Source organism: Pseudomonas fjordensis (assembly GCF_976987115.1).
The window spans coordinates 4,723,848-4,738,233 of record NZ_OZ336860.1; the positions used below are offsets into that span (position 1 = coordinate 4,723,848).

At 60.8% G+C, this 14,386-nt stretch carries 16 protein-coding genes; 2 read left to right on the top strand and 14 right to left on the bottom strand.

The genetic code is table 11. The annotated features are described in order from the left end of the window. Positions 1 to 26: 26 nt before the first annotated feature. The 7 genes from ACWHXD_RS21485 to flhA form a co-directional block, all read right to left on the bottom strand. Positions 27 to 2,234 carry a chemotaxis protein CheA gene (locus ACWHXD_RS21485; RefSeq protein ID WP_138762463.1) on the bottom strand — a complete coding sequence of 736 codons (2,208 nt, stop codon included), beginning with the start codon at positions 2,232 to 2,234 and terminating at the stop codon, positions 27 to 29. Between the two features lie 11 nt (positions 2,235 to 2,245). Then, positions 2,246 to 3,034 carry a protein phosphatase CheZ gene (locus ACWHXD_RS21490; protein WP_003192906.1) on the bottom strand — a complete coding sequence of 263 codons (789 nt, stop codon included), beginning with the start codon at positions 3,032 to 3,034 and terminating at the stop codon, positions 2,246 to 2,248. Positions 3,035 to 3,052: 18 nt separating this feature from the next. Beyond that, the gene (locus tag ACWHXD_RS21495) at positions 3,053 to 3,427 is read right to left on the bottom strand and encodes a chemotaxis response regulator CheY (protein WP_003192908.1); all 375 of its coding nucleotides are present in this window, start codon (positions 3,425 to 3,427) and stop codon (positions 3,053 to 3,055) included. A gap of 167 nt (positions 3,428 to 3,594) precedes the next feature. Beyond that, positions 3,595 to 4,335 carry an RNA polymerase sigma factor FliA gene (fliA, locus tag ACWHXD_RS21500; protein WP_003192909.1) on the bottom strand — a complete coding sequence of 247 codons (741 nt, stop codon included), beginning with the start codon at positions 4,333 to 4,335 and terminating at the stop codon, positions 3,595 to 3,597. Beyond that, a complete protein-coding gene (gene fleN, locus ACWHXD_RS21505; protein WP_003192912.1) occupies positions 4,332 to 5,165 on the bottom strand; it encodes a flagellar synthesis regulator FleN in 834 nt (277 codons plus the stop codon). Before fleN ends, fliA begins: the two co-directional genes overlap by 4 nt. 105 nt (positions 5,166 to 5,270) lie before the next feature. Then, positions 5,271 to 6,587, bottom strand: a complete 1,317-nt coding sequence (gene flhF, locus ACWHXD_RS21510) for a flagellar biosynthesis GTPase FlhF (RefSeq protein WP_019818351.1) — start codon at positions 6,585 to 6,587, stop codon at positions 5,271 to 5,273. Between the two features lie 11 nt (positions 6,588 to 6,598). Next, entirely contained in the window at positions 6,599 to 8,713 is a 2,115-nt protein-coding gene (gene flhA / locus ACWHXD_RS21515; RefSeq protein ID WP_032895960.1) for a flagellar biosynthesis protein FlhA, read from the bottom strand. Positions 8,714 to 9,267: 554 nt separating this feature from the next. Here flhA and ACWHXD_RS21520 point away from each other — a divergent pair. Beyond that, entirely contained in the window at positions 9,268 to 9,522 is a 255-nt protein-coding gene (locus ACWHXD_RS21520; RefSeq protein ID WP_138762464.1) for a DUF6124 family protein, read from the top strand. Positions 9,523 to 9,642: 120 nt separating this feature from the next. Then, positions 9,643 to 9,906, top strand: a complete 264-nt coding sequence (locus ACWHXD_RS21525) for a DUF6124 family protein (protein ID WP_032895958.1) — start codon at positions 9,643 to 9,645, stop codon at positions 9,904 to 9,906. A 142-nt stretch (positions 9,907 to 10,048) separates the two neighbouring features. Here ACWHXD_RS21525 and ACWHXD_RS21530 read toward each other — a convergent pair whose 3' ends face one another. The 7 genes from ACWHXD_RS21530 to fliO all read right to left on the bottom strand — a co-directional run bounded on the left by ACWHXD_RS21530 (position 10,049) and on the right by fliO (position 14,386). Then, on the bottom strand, positions 10,049 to 10,252 hold the full coding sequence (locus ACWHXD_RS21530; RefSeq protein WP_032895957.1) for a cold-shock protein: 204 nt from the start codon (positions 10,250 to 10,252) through the stop codon (positions 10,049 to 10,051). Between the two features lie 17 nt (positions 10,253 to 10,269). After that, positions 10,270 to 10,644 (bottom strand): hypothetical protein, encoded by a 375-nt coding sequence (locus ACWHXD_RS21535; protein ID WP_238344567.1) that lies wholly within the window; start codon positions 10,642 to 10,644, stop codon positions 10,270 to 10,272. Positions 10,645 to 11,004: 360 nt separating this feature from the next. Next, a complete protein-coding gene (gene flhB / locus ACWHXD_RS21540; protein WP_044274975.1) occupies positions 11,005 to 12,141 on the bottom strand; it encodes a flagellar biosynthesis protein FlhB in 1,137 nt (378 codons plus the stop codon). Positions 12,142 to 12,144: 3 nt separating this feature from the next. Beyond that, the gene (gene fliR / locus ACWHXD_RS21545) at positions 12,145 to 12,930 is read right to left on the bottom strand and encodes a flagellar biosynthetic protein FliR (RefSeq protein WP_138762465.1); all 786 of its coding nucleotides are present in this window, start codon (positions 12,928 to 12,930) and stop codon (positions 12,145 to 12,147) included. Positions 12,931 to 12,934: 4 nt separating this feature from the next. Continuing rightward, complete coding sequence (gene fliQ, locus ACWHXD_RS21550; RefSeq protein ID WP_003192936.1) at positions 12,935 to 13,204, bottom strand: flagellar biosynthesis protein FliQ; 270 nt, start codon at positions 13,202 to 13,204, stop codon at positions 12,935 to 12,937. Between the two features lie 4 nt (positions 13,205 to 13,208). Continuing rightward, the gene (gene fliP, locus ACWHXD_RS21555; RefSeq protein WP_003192937.1) at positions 13,209 to 13,952 is read right to left on the bottom strand and encodes a flagellar type III secretion system pore protein FliP; all 744 of its coding nucleotides are present in this window, start codon (positions 13,950 to 13,952) and stop codon (positions 13,209 to 13,211) included. Further along, the gene (gene fliO, locus ACWHXD_RS21560) at positions 13,952 to 14,386 is read right to left on the bottom strand and encodes a flagellar biosynthetic protein FliO (RefSeq protein ID WP_044274977.1); all 435 of its coding nucleotides are present in this window, start codon (positions 14,384 to 14,386) and stop codon (positions 13,952 to 13,954) included. Before fliO ends, fliP begins: the two co-directional genes overlap by 1 nt.

Consider the following 14,386-nt stretch of genomic DNA (forward strand, 5'->3'; position numbering starts at 1 on the left):
GGCATGACCGCCCTGCCCCACCAGAATCAAATACGCCGTGCGGCGTAACGCTTGAGCATGCTCGGAACATCGAGAATCAGTGCGATGCGACCGTCACCGGTAATGGTTGCGCCCGACATGCCTGGGGTGCCCTGCAGCATCTTGCCCAAAGGCTTGATCACCACTTCTTCCTGGCCCACCAATTGGTCGACCACAAAGCCGATGCGCTGGGTGCCCACGGACAGAATCACCACATGGCCCTCGCGCTGTTCTTCGTGGGCAGCCGAGGCCACCAGCCAACGCTTGAGGTAGAACAGCGGCAACGCCTTGTCGCGCACGATCACCACTTCCTGGCCGTCCACCACATTGGTGCGCGACAGGTCGAGGTGGAAGATCTCGTTGACGTTGACCAGCGGGAAGGCGAACGCCTGGTTGCCCAGCATTACCATCAGGGTCGGCATGATCGCCAGGGTCAACGGCACCTTGATGACGATCTTGGAGCCCTGGCCCTTGGTCGAGTAGATATTGATCGAGCCGTTGAGCTGGCTGATCTTGGTCTTCACCACGTCCATGCCCACGCCACGCCCGGACACGTCGGAGATCTCGGTCTTGGTCGAAAAGCCCGGGGCAAAGATCAGGTTGTAGCACTCGGTGTCGGTCAGGCGGTCGGCGGCATCCTTGTCCATCACGCCGCGCTTGACTGCGATATTGCGCAAGATGGTCGGGTCCATGCCCTTGCCGTCATCGGTGATCGACAGCAGGATGTGGTCGCCCTCTTGTTCCGCCGCCAAAATCACTTTGCCGTTGCGGGACTTGCCGGCGGCTTCGCGTTCTTCCGGGGTTTCTACGCCGTGGTCGACCGCGTTGCGCACCAAGTGGACCAGCGGGTCGGCCAGGGCCTCGACAAGGTTTTTGTCGAGGTCGGTTTCTTCGCCCACCAGTTCCAGGTTGATTTCTTTCTTGAGTTGGCGTGCCAGGTCGCGAACCAGACGCGGGAAACGGCCGAAGACTTTCTTGATCGGCTGCATCCGCGTTTTCATCACCGCGGTTTGCAGGTCGGCGGTGACCACGTCGAGGTTCGACACGGCCTTCTGCATGGCTTCGTCGCCGCTGTTCAGGCCCAGGCGCACCAGGCGGTTACGCACCAGCACCAATTCGCCCACCATGTTCATGATGTCGTCCAGGCGCGCGGTATCCACGCGCACGGTGGTCTCGGCTTCGCTGGCGGGTTTTTCCGCTGCTGCCGGCGCCGCTGCACGCGCAGGGGCCGGGGCGGCGGCAGGTGCAGGCTTGGCAGCCGGCGCAGGTTTGGCAGCAACCGGTGCCGCAGTGGCAGCGGCTGGCGCTGCAACCTGGGCGGCAGCGGCCGGGGCCACTTCGCTGAACTTGCCTTTGCCGTGCAACTCGTCGAGCAGGGCTTCGAATTCGTGATCAGAGATCAGCCCGTCGCCGGCCGGTGCGGCACTGGCCGCTGGCGCAGCGGCGGCCGTGGCAGCAACCTCGGGCAGGGCTTCGGCCACAAAGGTGCCTTTGCCATGCAGTTGGTCGAGCAGTGCCTCGAATTCGTCGTCGGTAATATCGGTGCTGGCGTTGGCAGCGGGCGCTTCTGGCGCTGCGGCAGGCGGTGCCACGGCATCTGCTGCGAACTGGCCTTTGCCGTGCAACTGGTCGAGCAACGACTCGAACTCAGCGTCGGTAATGTCTTCACTGCTCGGCGTCGCGGCAGGCTGCACCGGCGATTCAGCTTGGGCCTTGACCGCGCTGAGGGAGTTGAGCAGTTGTTCGAACTCGCTGTCGGTCACGTCCGGCTCGGCTTGCGCCACCGGCTCCGGCGCGGCCTCGACCACCGGCGCAGCCGCGGTGTCGGCAGGTTCGGCCAGGCGCGCCAGGGCGGCCAGCAGTTCCGGCGTGGCGGCGGTGATCGGTGCACGTTCACGCACCTGGCTGAACATGCCGTTGACCGCATCCAGTGCTTCGAGAATTACGTCCATCAGTTCCGAGTCGACGTGACGCTCACCCTTGCGCAGGATGTCGAAAACGTTCTCGGCGATGTGACAGCACTCCACCAGCTCATGGAGCTGGAGGAAGCCGGCGCCCCCTTTTACAGTGTGAAAACCGCGAAAAATTGCATTGAGCAGGTTCGCATCATCCGGTCGGCTTTCCAGCTCGACCAGTTGTTCGGACAGTTGCTCTAGAATTTCGCCGGCCTCTACAAGGAAATCCTGAAGGATTTCTTCATCGGCGCCGAAGCTCATGTGGGTGCTCCTTAGAAGCCTAAACTGGATAACAGGTCATCTACGTCATCCTGACCTGACACAACGTCTTCACGTTTATCGGCATGAATCTGCGGACCTTCACCCTTGGCGAGATGTTTTTGTGGATCTTTTTCCGAGAGGATCGCTTCGCGGTCATGTTCGATGCCGGCAAAACGATCGACCTGGCCGGCCATCAGCACCAATTTGAGCAAGTTGCTTTCCACTTCGGTGACCAACTGGGTCACGCGCTTGATCACCTGACCGGTAAGGTCCTGGTAATCCTGGGCCAGCAGGATGTCGTTGAGGTTGCTGGCCACCGTGCGGTTTTCCTGTTCGCTGCGCGACAAGAACCCGTCGACGCGACGCGCCAATTCACGAAACTCTTCAGCACCGACTTCGCGGCGCATGAAGCGGCCCCAGTCCTGGCTCAAGGCCTGGGCTTCGGTGGCCATGCCATTGACCAGAGGCGTGGCGTTTTCCACCAGGTCCATGGTGCGGTTGGCCGCCGCCTCAGTCAGCCTGACCACATAGGACAGGCGTTCAGTGGCATCGGTAATCTGGGAAATTTCTTCGGCCTGGGGCATGCGCGGGTCAATCTGGAAATTGACGATTGCGCTGTGCAGCTCGCGTGTGAGCTTGCCCACTTCCTGGTACAGGCCGCGGTCACGGGTCTGGTTAAGCTCATGGATCAACTGCACCGCATCGGCGAACTGGCCTTTTTCCAGGCTGTCGACCAACTGGTGAGCATGTTTTTTCAGGGTCGACTCAAAGTCGCCCTGTGACGTTTCGTTATGCTCCATAGCTCCCCCGCGATGGCATTAGCCGTGGATGCGTTCGAAGATTTTCTCGATCTTCTCTTTCAAGGCCAGTGCCGTGAATGGCTTGACCACGTAACCGTTGACCCCGGCTTGGGCGGCTTCGATGATCTGTTCACGCTTGGCTTCGGCGGTCACCATCAGCACAGGCAGGCTGCGCAGTTTTTCATCGGCGCGCACGTGGCGCAGCAGGTCGATACCAGTCATGCCCGGCATGTTCCAGTCGGTCACCAGAAAGTCGATGCTCCCGCTGTTGAGAATCGGAATGGCCGTCAGGCCGTCATCCGCCTCGACCGTGTTGGTGAACCCAAGGTCACGCAACAGGTTTTTAATGATCCGCCGCATCGTTGAGAAGTCATCAACGATGAGGATTTTCATGTTCTTGTCCAATTCGACCTCCAAGCAGTCTTAAACGCGCCCAGCACCTGGACGCGCCATTTCAATCAACAGGCGTTACACAAAAAGGACTGCCCAGGGCACCACGGTACTCACCCGCAAAACCCTGCGGTTTCACGGTAGCGTCTGCAGTGTCCCCACACTGCCTGTCAGCGCGCGCGCCACTCGGCCAATCGCCCCCGCAAGCGGGCTGCGCACTGGCTATGCAACTGGCTGACACGCGATTCGCTGACCCCCAGGACCTCACCGATTTCCTTGAGGTTCAGCTCTTCGTCGTAGTACAGCGCCAGCACCAGCCGCTCACGCTCCGGCAAGTTGGCGATTGCATCGGCCAACGCGCCCTGGAAACGTTCGTCTTCCAGGTCGCGCGACGGCTCCGTATGGGCGCTCGCGCCGTCCTCGTGCAGCCCTTCGTGTTCGCCGTCCTGTAAAAGGTCGTCGAAACTGAACAGGCGGCTGCCCAAGGTATCGTTCAAAATCCCGTAGTAATCGTCGAGACTCAATTGGAGTTCGGCCGCAACTTCATGATCTTTAGCGTCACGACCGGTTTTTGCTTCAATTGCACGAATTGCATCACTGACCATGCGCGTATTGCGGTGTACCGAACGCGGCGCCCAATCGCCTTTACGCACTTCATCGAGCATCGCGCCACGGATACGGATACCCGCATACGTTTCGAAACTGGCGCCCTTGCTGGCGTCGTATTTGGTCGAGACTTCCAGCAGGCCGATCATGCCGGCCTGGATCAAGTCTTCAACCTGCACACTCGCGGGCAGGCGCGCCAACAGGTGATAGGCAATGCGCTTGACCAGCGGCGCATAGCGCTCGATCAATTCGCCCTGGCTGTCACGTGCCGACTTTTTGTAAAGGTTGTAGCCGCTGGATGTCATAGCACCGGTCCTGCGCTCGTCTGATGCACCAAACGCTCGACGAAAAACTCCAGATGCCCCCGCGGGTTGGCGGGCAACGGCCAGGTATCGACCTTCTGGGCAATGGCCTTGAACGCCAGTGCGCATTTCGAACGAGGGAACGCTTCATAGACCGCACGCTGCTTTTGCACGGCCTTGCGCACACACTCGTCATAGGGAACTGCGCCGACGTATTGTAAAGCCACATCGAGGAAACGATCCGTGACCTTGGTCAACTTGGCGAACAGGTTGCGCCCTTCCTGCGGGCTCTGGGCCATGTTGGCCAGCACGCGAAAGCGGTTCATGCCGTAGTCACGGTTAAGCAGTTTGATCAGTGCGTAGGCATCGGTGATCGAGGTGGGTTCGTCGCACACCACCAGCAGCACTTCTTGCGCGGCGCGCACAAAGCTGACCACGGATTCGCCGATGCCGGCGGCGGTGTCGATCACCAGCACGTCGAGGTTGTCGCCGATGTCGCTGAACGCCTGGATCAACCCGGCATGCTGCGCGGGGCTCAGGTGCACCATGCTCTGGGTGCCCGAGGCCGCCGGCACGATGCGAATGCCTCCGGGGCCCTGGAGCAGCACATCGCGCAGCTCACAGCGGCCCTCGATCACATCGGCCAGGGTATGTTTGGGTGTCAGCCCCAGCAGAACGTCCACGTTCGCCAAGCCCAGGTCAGCATCCAGCAGCATGACGCGACGGCCAAGCTCTGCCAGCGCCAGGGACAAATTCACTGACACGTTAGTTTTCCCGACGCCACCTTTGCCGCCGGTCACCGCGATCACCTGTACGGGATGCATGCTGCCCATTTTATTTCTTTACCTTGTCTTGCTTAGACGCAGGCTACATGGCTTGGCCGCGTGAATCGCTTGCAGACCATCGATGTAGGTACATTTCACGGTGTTCATCCTGCCTCAACCCACCCGTTTTGCGGGGTGGTGGTAAAGGTCGGCGAACATATCGGCCATCGCTTCCTCGCTAGGCTCGTCTTGCATTTGCACACTCACGGCACGGCTGACCAACTGATGACGGCGCGGCAGATGCAGATCATCCGGGATCCGCGGCCCGTCGGTGAGGTAGGCAACCGGTAATTCATGGCTGATGGCCAGGCTCAATACCTCGCCCAGGCTCGCGGTTTCGTCGAGCTTGGTGAGGATGCAGCCGGCCAGGCCGCAACGCTTGTAGCTGTGATAGGCAGCGGTAAGAACCTGTTTCTGGCTGGTGGTTGCAAGCACCAGGTAATTTTTCGACTTGATGCCACGCCCGGCCAGGCTTTCGAGCTGCATGCGCAGCGCCGGGTCGCTGGCTTGCAGGCCGGCGGTGTCGATCAGCACCACGCGCTTGCGCAGCAACGGCTCGAGGGCATTGGCCAGGGACTGGCCCGGGTCGACATGGGTCACCGGCACATTGAGGATGCGGCCCAGGGTCTTGAGCTGCTCCTGGGCACCGATGCGGTAGCTGTCCATGCTCACCAGCGCGATATTCTGCGCACCGTACTTGAGCACATAACGGGCGGCCAGCTTGGCCAGGGTGGTGGTCTTGCCCATGCCGGCGGGGCCGACCATGGCGATCACACCGCCCTCTTCCAGGGGTTCGATTTCCGGCGTGGCGATCATGCGCGCCAAGTGCGCCAGCAACATGCGCCAGGCCTGACGGGGCTCTTCGACTTCAGCGGTCAAGGCCAGCAGGTCGCGGGACAACGGGCCGGACAGGCCGATGCGTTGCAAGCGACGCCACAGGTTGGCTTGCTGCGGCTTGCTGCCTTGCAGTTGGGTCCAGGCCAGCGAGCCGAGCTGCACTTCGAGCAATTCACGCAGGCCATTGAGTTCAAAACGCATCGAGTCGATCACGCGCTGGTCAACTGCGGCAGCCGGGGCAGGCGCTGCAGGACGCGGCGGTTCGACAAAGGTGGGTTCAACCAGCGGCTCGGCGGCGGTCAGCGGCAGGCCGGCGAACAATTGGCGATTGGTGCTGGCATCGCTGTCGCCACGCATGCTCAGCTCAGCCTGGGCCGACACAATACGCGAGGCGGTCTTGCGCAGCTCGTCTTCGAGTTCCATGTTCGGCACGCGCGGGGCCAGCGCCTGGGGTGTGTAATCCAGGGCAGCCGTCAGCTCGACACCGCCGGCAATCCGACGGTTACCGATAATCGCGGCATCGGCGCCCAGCTCATCGCGGACCAATTTCATGGCCTGACGCATATCGGCGGCGAAAAAACGCTTAACTTGCATAACCCACTACCTCAGCCATTGGGCCCAACTGTCGCGACGATAGTCACTTGCTTATTGTCAGGAATTTCCTGGTAAGCCAACACGTGCAAATTCGGTACAGCCAGGCGTCCAAACCGCGACAACATCGCGCGAACCGGGCCGGCCACCAGCAGGATCACCGGGTTGCCTTGCATTTCCTGGCGCTGTGCGGCGTCGATCAACGAACGCTGCAGCTTTTCAGCCATGCTTGGCTCCAGTAAAACGCCCTCTTCCTGGCCTTGCCCTGCCTTCTGAATACTATTGAGCAATATTTGTTCCAACCTGGGTTCCAGGGTGATCACAGGCAGCTCGGACTCAGTGCCTACAATGCTTTGCACGATTGCGCGGGACACGCCGACACGCACCGCCGCCACCAGAGCGGCAGTATCTTGACTCTTGGCGGCATTGTTGGCGATGGCCTCGGCAATGCTGCGAATGTCGCGCACGGGCACCTGTTCGGCCAACAGCGCTTGCAGCACCTTGAGCAACTGCGACAGCGACAGCACGCCCGGCACCAGTTCTTCGGCCAGTTTTGGCGACGATTTGGCCAGCAAGCCCATCAATTGCTGGACTTCCTCGTGGCCGATCAACTCGTGGGAGTGCTTGTAGAGAATCTGGTTGAGGTGCGTGGCGACCACGGTACTGGCATCCACCACGGTGTAACCCAGGGACTGCGCCTGGCTGCGCTGGCTCACTTCGATCCACACCGCTTCCAGGCCGAAAGCCGGATCTTTGGCGGTGATGCCGTTGAGCGTACCGAACACCTGCCCTGGGTTGATCGCCAGTTCGCGGTCCGGGTAGATCTCGGCTTCGGCCAAAATCACCCCCATCAGCGTCAGGCGATAGGCGCTGGGGGCCAGGTCGAGGTTGTCGCGGATATGCACGGTGGGCATCAGGAAGCCCAAGTCCTGGGACAGCTTCTTGCGCACGCCCTTGATCCGCGCCAGCAGTTGCCCACCCTGGTTGCGGTCGACCAGTGGGATCAGGCGGTAGCCGACTTCCAGGCCAATCATGTCGATGGGCGTGACGTCGTCCCAGCCCAGCTCCTTGGTTTCCTGGGCACGGGCCGGGGATGGCAGCAGCTCCTGTTGACGGGCGATCTCCTGCTCGGCCTGGACCTTGACCTGGTTCTGCTTCTTCCAGAACAGGTACGCCGCCCCCCCCGCCAGGGCCGCCATGCTCAAAAACGAGAAGTGCGGCATGCCCGGCACAATACCCATGATCGCCATGATGCCCGCCGCCACGGCCAGGGCCTTGGGCGAAGCGAACATCTGCCGGCTGATCTGCTTGCCCATGTCTTCGGAGCCCGAAGCACGGGTGACCATGATGGCCGCCGCTGTGGATAACAACAGTGATGGCAATTGCGCCACTAAACCGTCACCGATGGTCAGCAAGGCGTACACCTTGCCAGCATCGCCGAATGTCATGCCGTGCTGGAACATACCGACGGCCACGCCGCCGATCAGGTTGATGAACAGAATCAACAGGCCGGCGATGGCGTCACCGCGCACAAACTTGCTGGCACCGTCCATGGAGCCGTAGAACTCGGCCTCCTGGGCGACTTCGGCCCGGCGAGCCTTCGCTTGGCCCTGGTCGATCAGGCCGGCGTTGAGGTCGGCGTCGATGGCCATTTGCTTGCCGGGCATGGCGTCGAGGGTAAACCGCGCGCTCACCTCGGAAATCCGCCCGGCGCCCTTGGTCACCACGACGAAGTTGATGATCATCAGGATCGCGAACACCACGATACCAACCACGTAGTTACCGCCGATCACCACCTCACCGAACGCCTGGATCACCTTACCGGCGGCGGCGTGGCCGTCCTGGCCGTGGAGCATCACCACCCGCGTGGAGGCCACGTTCAATGCCAGGCGCAGCAGGGTCGCCACCAACAGAATGGTGGGGAATACCGCAAAATCCAGTGGTCGCAAGGCGTACACGCACACCAGCAACACGACGACGGACAGGGCAATGTTGAAGGTAAAGAACACGTCGAGCAGGAACGGCGGCATCGGCAACATCATCATTGCCAGCATCACCAGCAACAACAACGGCACACCCAGATTGCCCCGCGACAAGTCAGTCAGGGTGCCACGGGCCGTGTTGAGCATTTGAGAGCGATCTACCACCGGTATTCCTCGGGTCCTTGAAGCAAAGTTTTGACGCTGGAGGGCGACTTGGAGGCGGGGTTGCAAGAAGCCTTCCAACTTTGCTTTTGGGGCGATTTTCGGGTGGTAACCGATTCAAGTGTGGGAGCTGGCTTGCCTGCGATTGCGGTGTGTCAGCCACTGGGATAGTGGCTGCGAGTCAGCCATCGCAGGCAAGCCAGCTCCCACATTTGGATTTGTGTGCATCGTGGATATCGAGGAAATTTCCGACATGGATTTGGGGTTGCCCCTAGGAAATGTGATCTCTAGTCTCCGTACACCGCTGCAAACGCAGCGGACGGGCGTCGCGGCCCGGTTCACAAAGGAGCAAAAGCACCATCTCCCTTTCAGTAAGCGGTTTTTTATCGTCTACTGTGCGGCGCTATGGCGGCTGTGCGCGGGATACCTTCGGGTATGCCGGGTTGCTCCTTCACCGGTCCGCGAACCTGCGTACAGCTGCCACCCTCCATCGCGTCGCGGCGATCAGTGGCGGCTTCACTTTCATAAGGAGCTTCACAGTGATCAAACCTACCCCAAATCCCCCCACCCGGCTGTTTACCGTAGCCGACGGCATCAGCAGCGAAGACCTGCTGGTCAACCTCAGCGAAACACTCGCTTCGGCCAATGCCTTGAGCTGCGACCTGGCTTTTGATCTGGAAGGTTCCAAACGAGAGGAATTGCTCGGTGTTGCGCAGTTGATCGAACTGGCGCAGTTATTGGCTGATCGCTTGCACGGTGAAGGCGGAATGTTGGACACCGCAAACAGCGGATAACGCGGCCCCCTCGATCGTTCCCACGCCCCGCGTTGGAATGCCGCCTGGGACGCTCCGCGTCCCGAGCCAGGCGCACGACTTGAGCACTGCGCAAGGGCGACGCAGAGCGTCACGCAATGCATTCCCACGCGGGAGCGTGGGAACGATCATGCCCCCACCCGGCTGTTTACCGTAGCCGACGGCATCAGCAGCGAAGACCTGCTGGTCAACCTCAGTGAAACACTCGCTTCGGCCACTGCCTTGAGCTGCGACCTGGCCTTTGACTTGGAAGGTTCCAAACGAGAGGAATTGCTCGGCGTTGCGCAGTTGATCGAACTGGCGCAGTTATTGGCTGATCGCTTGCACCTTGGCGCAGCAATGGCGGGCAAAGCAAGCAGCGGATAATACGGGGCAAGGGTGGGAGCTGGCTTGCCTGCGATGCGGTGTGCCAGTCGCTAAGGGTATTGGCTGTGAGTTAGCTATCGCAGGCAAGCCAGCTCCCACATTTGGACTGTGTCCTGTCTTGAAATAAGCGGTTATTTGGGCGCTAGAGCAACTGTATACGTTCGGCCTGCGGGCCTTTGGGGCCTTGAGCAACCTCGTATTCTACTTTTTGGCCCTCATCCAGGCTCTTGTACCCGCTAGTCTGAATAGCCGAGTAATGAGCGAACACGTCCGCCCCTCCATCCTCCGGGGTAATAAAACCAAACCCCTTCTCCGTGCTAAACCACTTCACAGTACCCGTTGCCATTGCCGCTCTCCTTACCCTTACTCAGAACCCAATCCACCTCGATCATGCCCCCTGACGGGCACCGCATAGATGCCCTTGGGCCGATGGACCATTTGAAACCTCAGACGCTTACCCACCGACAGCGCGGTGCAGCGCCAATCCTTGCGATTGATAAATACCTCTTCTGTCCCCTCATCCAATTCGACCAGCCAATCGCCCCTGATCCAGTCGTAGGATCTGACAGTCCCTGTGACCTCGTTCAATCCCGCTCTCCCTGCATCTCGTTGACTACGTACGCGCAGTGTTTGGTTCATCCATAAAACAACGGGGAAACGAGCTTTGGCTACTGTCAGAGTTGACAGGTAGACGCGAGCTGCCGATGGGTGGTAGCGGTGGAACAGCAAGCGATTCATGCATCCGATGATTTCTTGCGTTTGCGGGGTTTTCGCAGCTTGGGAGGATTGGGTGGCAGGTCACTGCATTGCGTGCCTGCCGATTGGACGGCAACCGGGTTGCCATCACGATCCCGGGCAATAAAGCCGATGCCTTTGACCGCATCAAACCACCTGACCGTACCCCTATCCATCACCGCCTCCCGAGTCGCGCAGGGCTGCACGTCTCATCGCTGTATCAAACAGTGAAGGCGGCGTATTGGCTACTGTCAAAGTTGACAGGTTGTAGGAGCGAGCTTGCTCGCGAAGGTGGTAAAGATAACGCGGGGAGTCAGGATGAACGCGGCGACGGTGAGTTTTTCGCGAGCAAGCTCGCTCCCACTAGGAATCGCGGCGCAGGTCCGGCGGGATCGGCAGGTCTTTGAGCGGATCAGGCCGCTTGCCCTTGCCGGCGCGGTATTGGCGGATCTGGTACACGTAGGCCAACACCTGGGCAACAGCCAGGTACAAGCCGGCCGGAATTTCCTGGTCCAGGTCGGTGGAGTAGAAAATCGAGCGCGCCAATGCTGGCGACTCCAGCAGCAGAATGTCGTTGGCCACCGCGATTTCGCGAATTTTCAACGCGGTAAAGTCGCTGCCCTTGGCCAGCAGCATCGGTGCACCGCCCTTTTCGGGGTCGTACTTGAGGGCCACGGCGTAGTGGGTCGGGTTGGTGATGATCACGTCGGCGTCGGGCACCGAGGCCATCATCTTGCGCTGGGACATTTCCCGCTGCAGCTGGCGGATGCGTTGCTTGACCTCGGGGCGGCCTTCCTGGTCCTTGTGCTCGTCGCGCACTTCCTGCTTGGTCATCAGCAGTTTCTTGTGGCTTTCCCACAGTTGAATCGGCGCATCCACGGCGGCGATCAGGATCAGCCCGGCCGCCATCCACAACGCACTCCAGCCCACTACCTGCACGCTGTGGATGATCGCGGACTCCAGCGGCTCATGGGCGATGCGCAGCAAATCGTCGATGTCGGACGACAACACCGCCAAGGCCACGAACAGAATCAAGAAAAACTTGGCCAGGGCCTTGAGCAATTCCACCAGGGCCTTGACCGAAAACATGCGCTTGAGCCCTGCCCCCGGGTTCATGCGGCTGAACTTGGGCGCCATGCTGCCCGCCGCAAACAGCCAGCCGCCCAGGGCCACCGGGCCTATCAGCGCGGCGAGCAGCAAGGTGATCAGGATCGGCTGCACCGCCAGCAGCGCGATTTTGCCCGAGTGCAGCAGGTATTGGGCCATGGCGTCGGGGTTGAGCAACACTTCGCGCGGCAGGCTGAAGTTGTGTTTCATCATCTCCAGCAGGTCCAGCGCCAGACCACCGCCGTAGATCAGCAAGGCGCCTGCGCCGGCGATCATGGTGGCGAAGGTGTTGAGCTCTTTGGAGCGCGCGATTTCGCCCTTTTCCCTGGAGTCCTTTTTACGTTTCTCCGTGGGGTCTTCTGTTTTGTCCTGACCACTCTCGCTCTCGGCCATGGCTCAGCGCGCCCGTGCCAGATCACGTAAGAACTGCAAGGCTTCGCTCGCCAGCGGTTGATACTGATTGAGAATGTCAGCCAGGCCGACCCAGAAAATCCCCATGCCCAGCACCAGGGTCAAGGGAAAACCAATCGAGAAGATGTTCAGTTGCGGCGCCGCCCGGGTCATCACGCCAAACGCGATATTGACCACCAGCAGCGCGGTGATCGCCGGCAGCACCAGCAACAGCGCTGCGCCCAACACCCAACCCAGGCGCCCCACCAGTTCCCAGAAATGGTTAACCACCAACCCCGAGCCCACCGGCAAGGTGGCGAAGCTTTCGGTCAAGACTTCAAACGCCACCAGGTGACCGTTCATGGCCAGAAACAGCAAGGTCACCAGCATGGTCAAAAACTGCCCGATCACCGCCGCCGACACCCCGTTGGTGGGGTCGACCATGGACGCAAAGCCCATGCCCATCTGGATCGAAATGATTTGCCCGGCGATCACAAACGCCTGGAAGAACAACGTGAGGGAAAACCCCAGCATGGCGCCGATCAGGATCTGTTCGGCAATCAGCAGCAAGGCGCTCAGGTCGAGGGCGTTCACCGGCGGCATCGGCGGCAGGCCAGGCACGATCACCACCGTGATCGCCACGGCAAAATACAGGCGCACGCGACGCGGTACCAGGGTGGTGCCGAACACCGGCATGGCCATCAGCATGGCCGTGACGCGAAACAGCGGCAGGATGAACGAGGCCACCCAGGTACTGATCTGGGTGTCAGTCAAGGCCAGCAAGGATTGCATCGGCTCAGCCGATCAACTGCGGAATACTGCCGTACAACTGCAGGATGTATTCCATGAAGGTTTGCACCAGCCACGGGCCGGCGACAATCAGGGTCACCAGCATTACCAGCAGGCGCGGCAGGAAGCTCAAGGTCTGTTCGTTGATCTGGGTGGCGGCCTGGAACATCGCCACCAGCAGGCCGACCAACAGGCTCGGCACCACCAGCACGGCGACCATCAGGGTGGTCAGCCACAGCGCTTCACGGAACAGGTCGACGGCGACTTCTGGGGTCATGGCGCTATACCCCTCCGAAACTGCCGGCCAGGGTGCCGATAATCAGCGCCCAGCCGTCCACCAGCACAAACAGCATGATCTTGAACGGCAACGAGATGATCAACGGCGACAGCATCATCATACCCATGGCCATCAGCACGCTCGCCACCACCAGGTCGATGATCAGGAACGGGATGAAGATCATGAAGCCGATCTGGAACGCGGTCTTCAATTCTGAGGTGACAAACGCCGGCACCAGGATGGTCAGCGGTGCCTGGTCTGGGGTGGCGATGTCGGTGCGCTTGGACAGGCGCATGAACAGTTCAAGGTCGCTGGAGCGAGTTTGCGACAGCATGAAGTCCTTGATCGGGCCCTGGGCCTTGTCGATCGCATCCTGGGCCGTGAGCTTTTCTGCCAGATAAGGTTGCAGGGCTTGCTGGTTCACCTTGTCGAACACCGGCGCCATGATGAACAGCGTCAAAAACAGCGCCATTCCGGTGAGGATCTGGTTCGACGGTGTCTGCTGCAGGCCCAGGGCCTGGCGCAGGATCGAGAAGACGATGATGATCCGCGTAAAGCTGGTCATCAGCATGACGAACGCCGGGATGAAACTCAGCGCCGTCATGATCAGCAGGATCTGCAGGCTGACCGAATATTCCTGCGCGCCGGCCGCGTTGGTGCCCAGGGTAATCGCCGGGATCGACAACGGGTCGGCGCCCAGGGCCATCGGCGCGGCCAACAACAGCATGAGCGTCAACAAAACGCGCATTACTTCTTATCCTTCTGATCCTTGCCCAGCAATTCCATCAGGCGCTGGGCGAATTCTGGCGTGGCGGCTTCGGTCTTGACCGCATCCACCGGGGTCTTGAGTACATGCAGCGGGGTGATGCGACCAGGGGTGATGCCGAGCAGGATCTGCTCCTCGCCCACCTGCACCAGCACCAACCGATCACGCGGGCCGAGGGCGCGCGAGCCCACCAGCTCGATCACCTGGCCGTTGCCCGGGCCGATGCGCTGTACGCGGCGCATCAGCCAGGCCAGCACAAAGATCAGGCCGATCACCAGCAACAGGCCCAGCACCAGTTGCGTCAACTGCCCGCCGACGCTGCCGACCGCAGGTGCCGTGACTGCCTGCGCCACCGGTTCAGCCGCCAGGGCGCTCAATGGCAGCGCCAGCAACAGTCCCGCCATCGCGTACTTCAT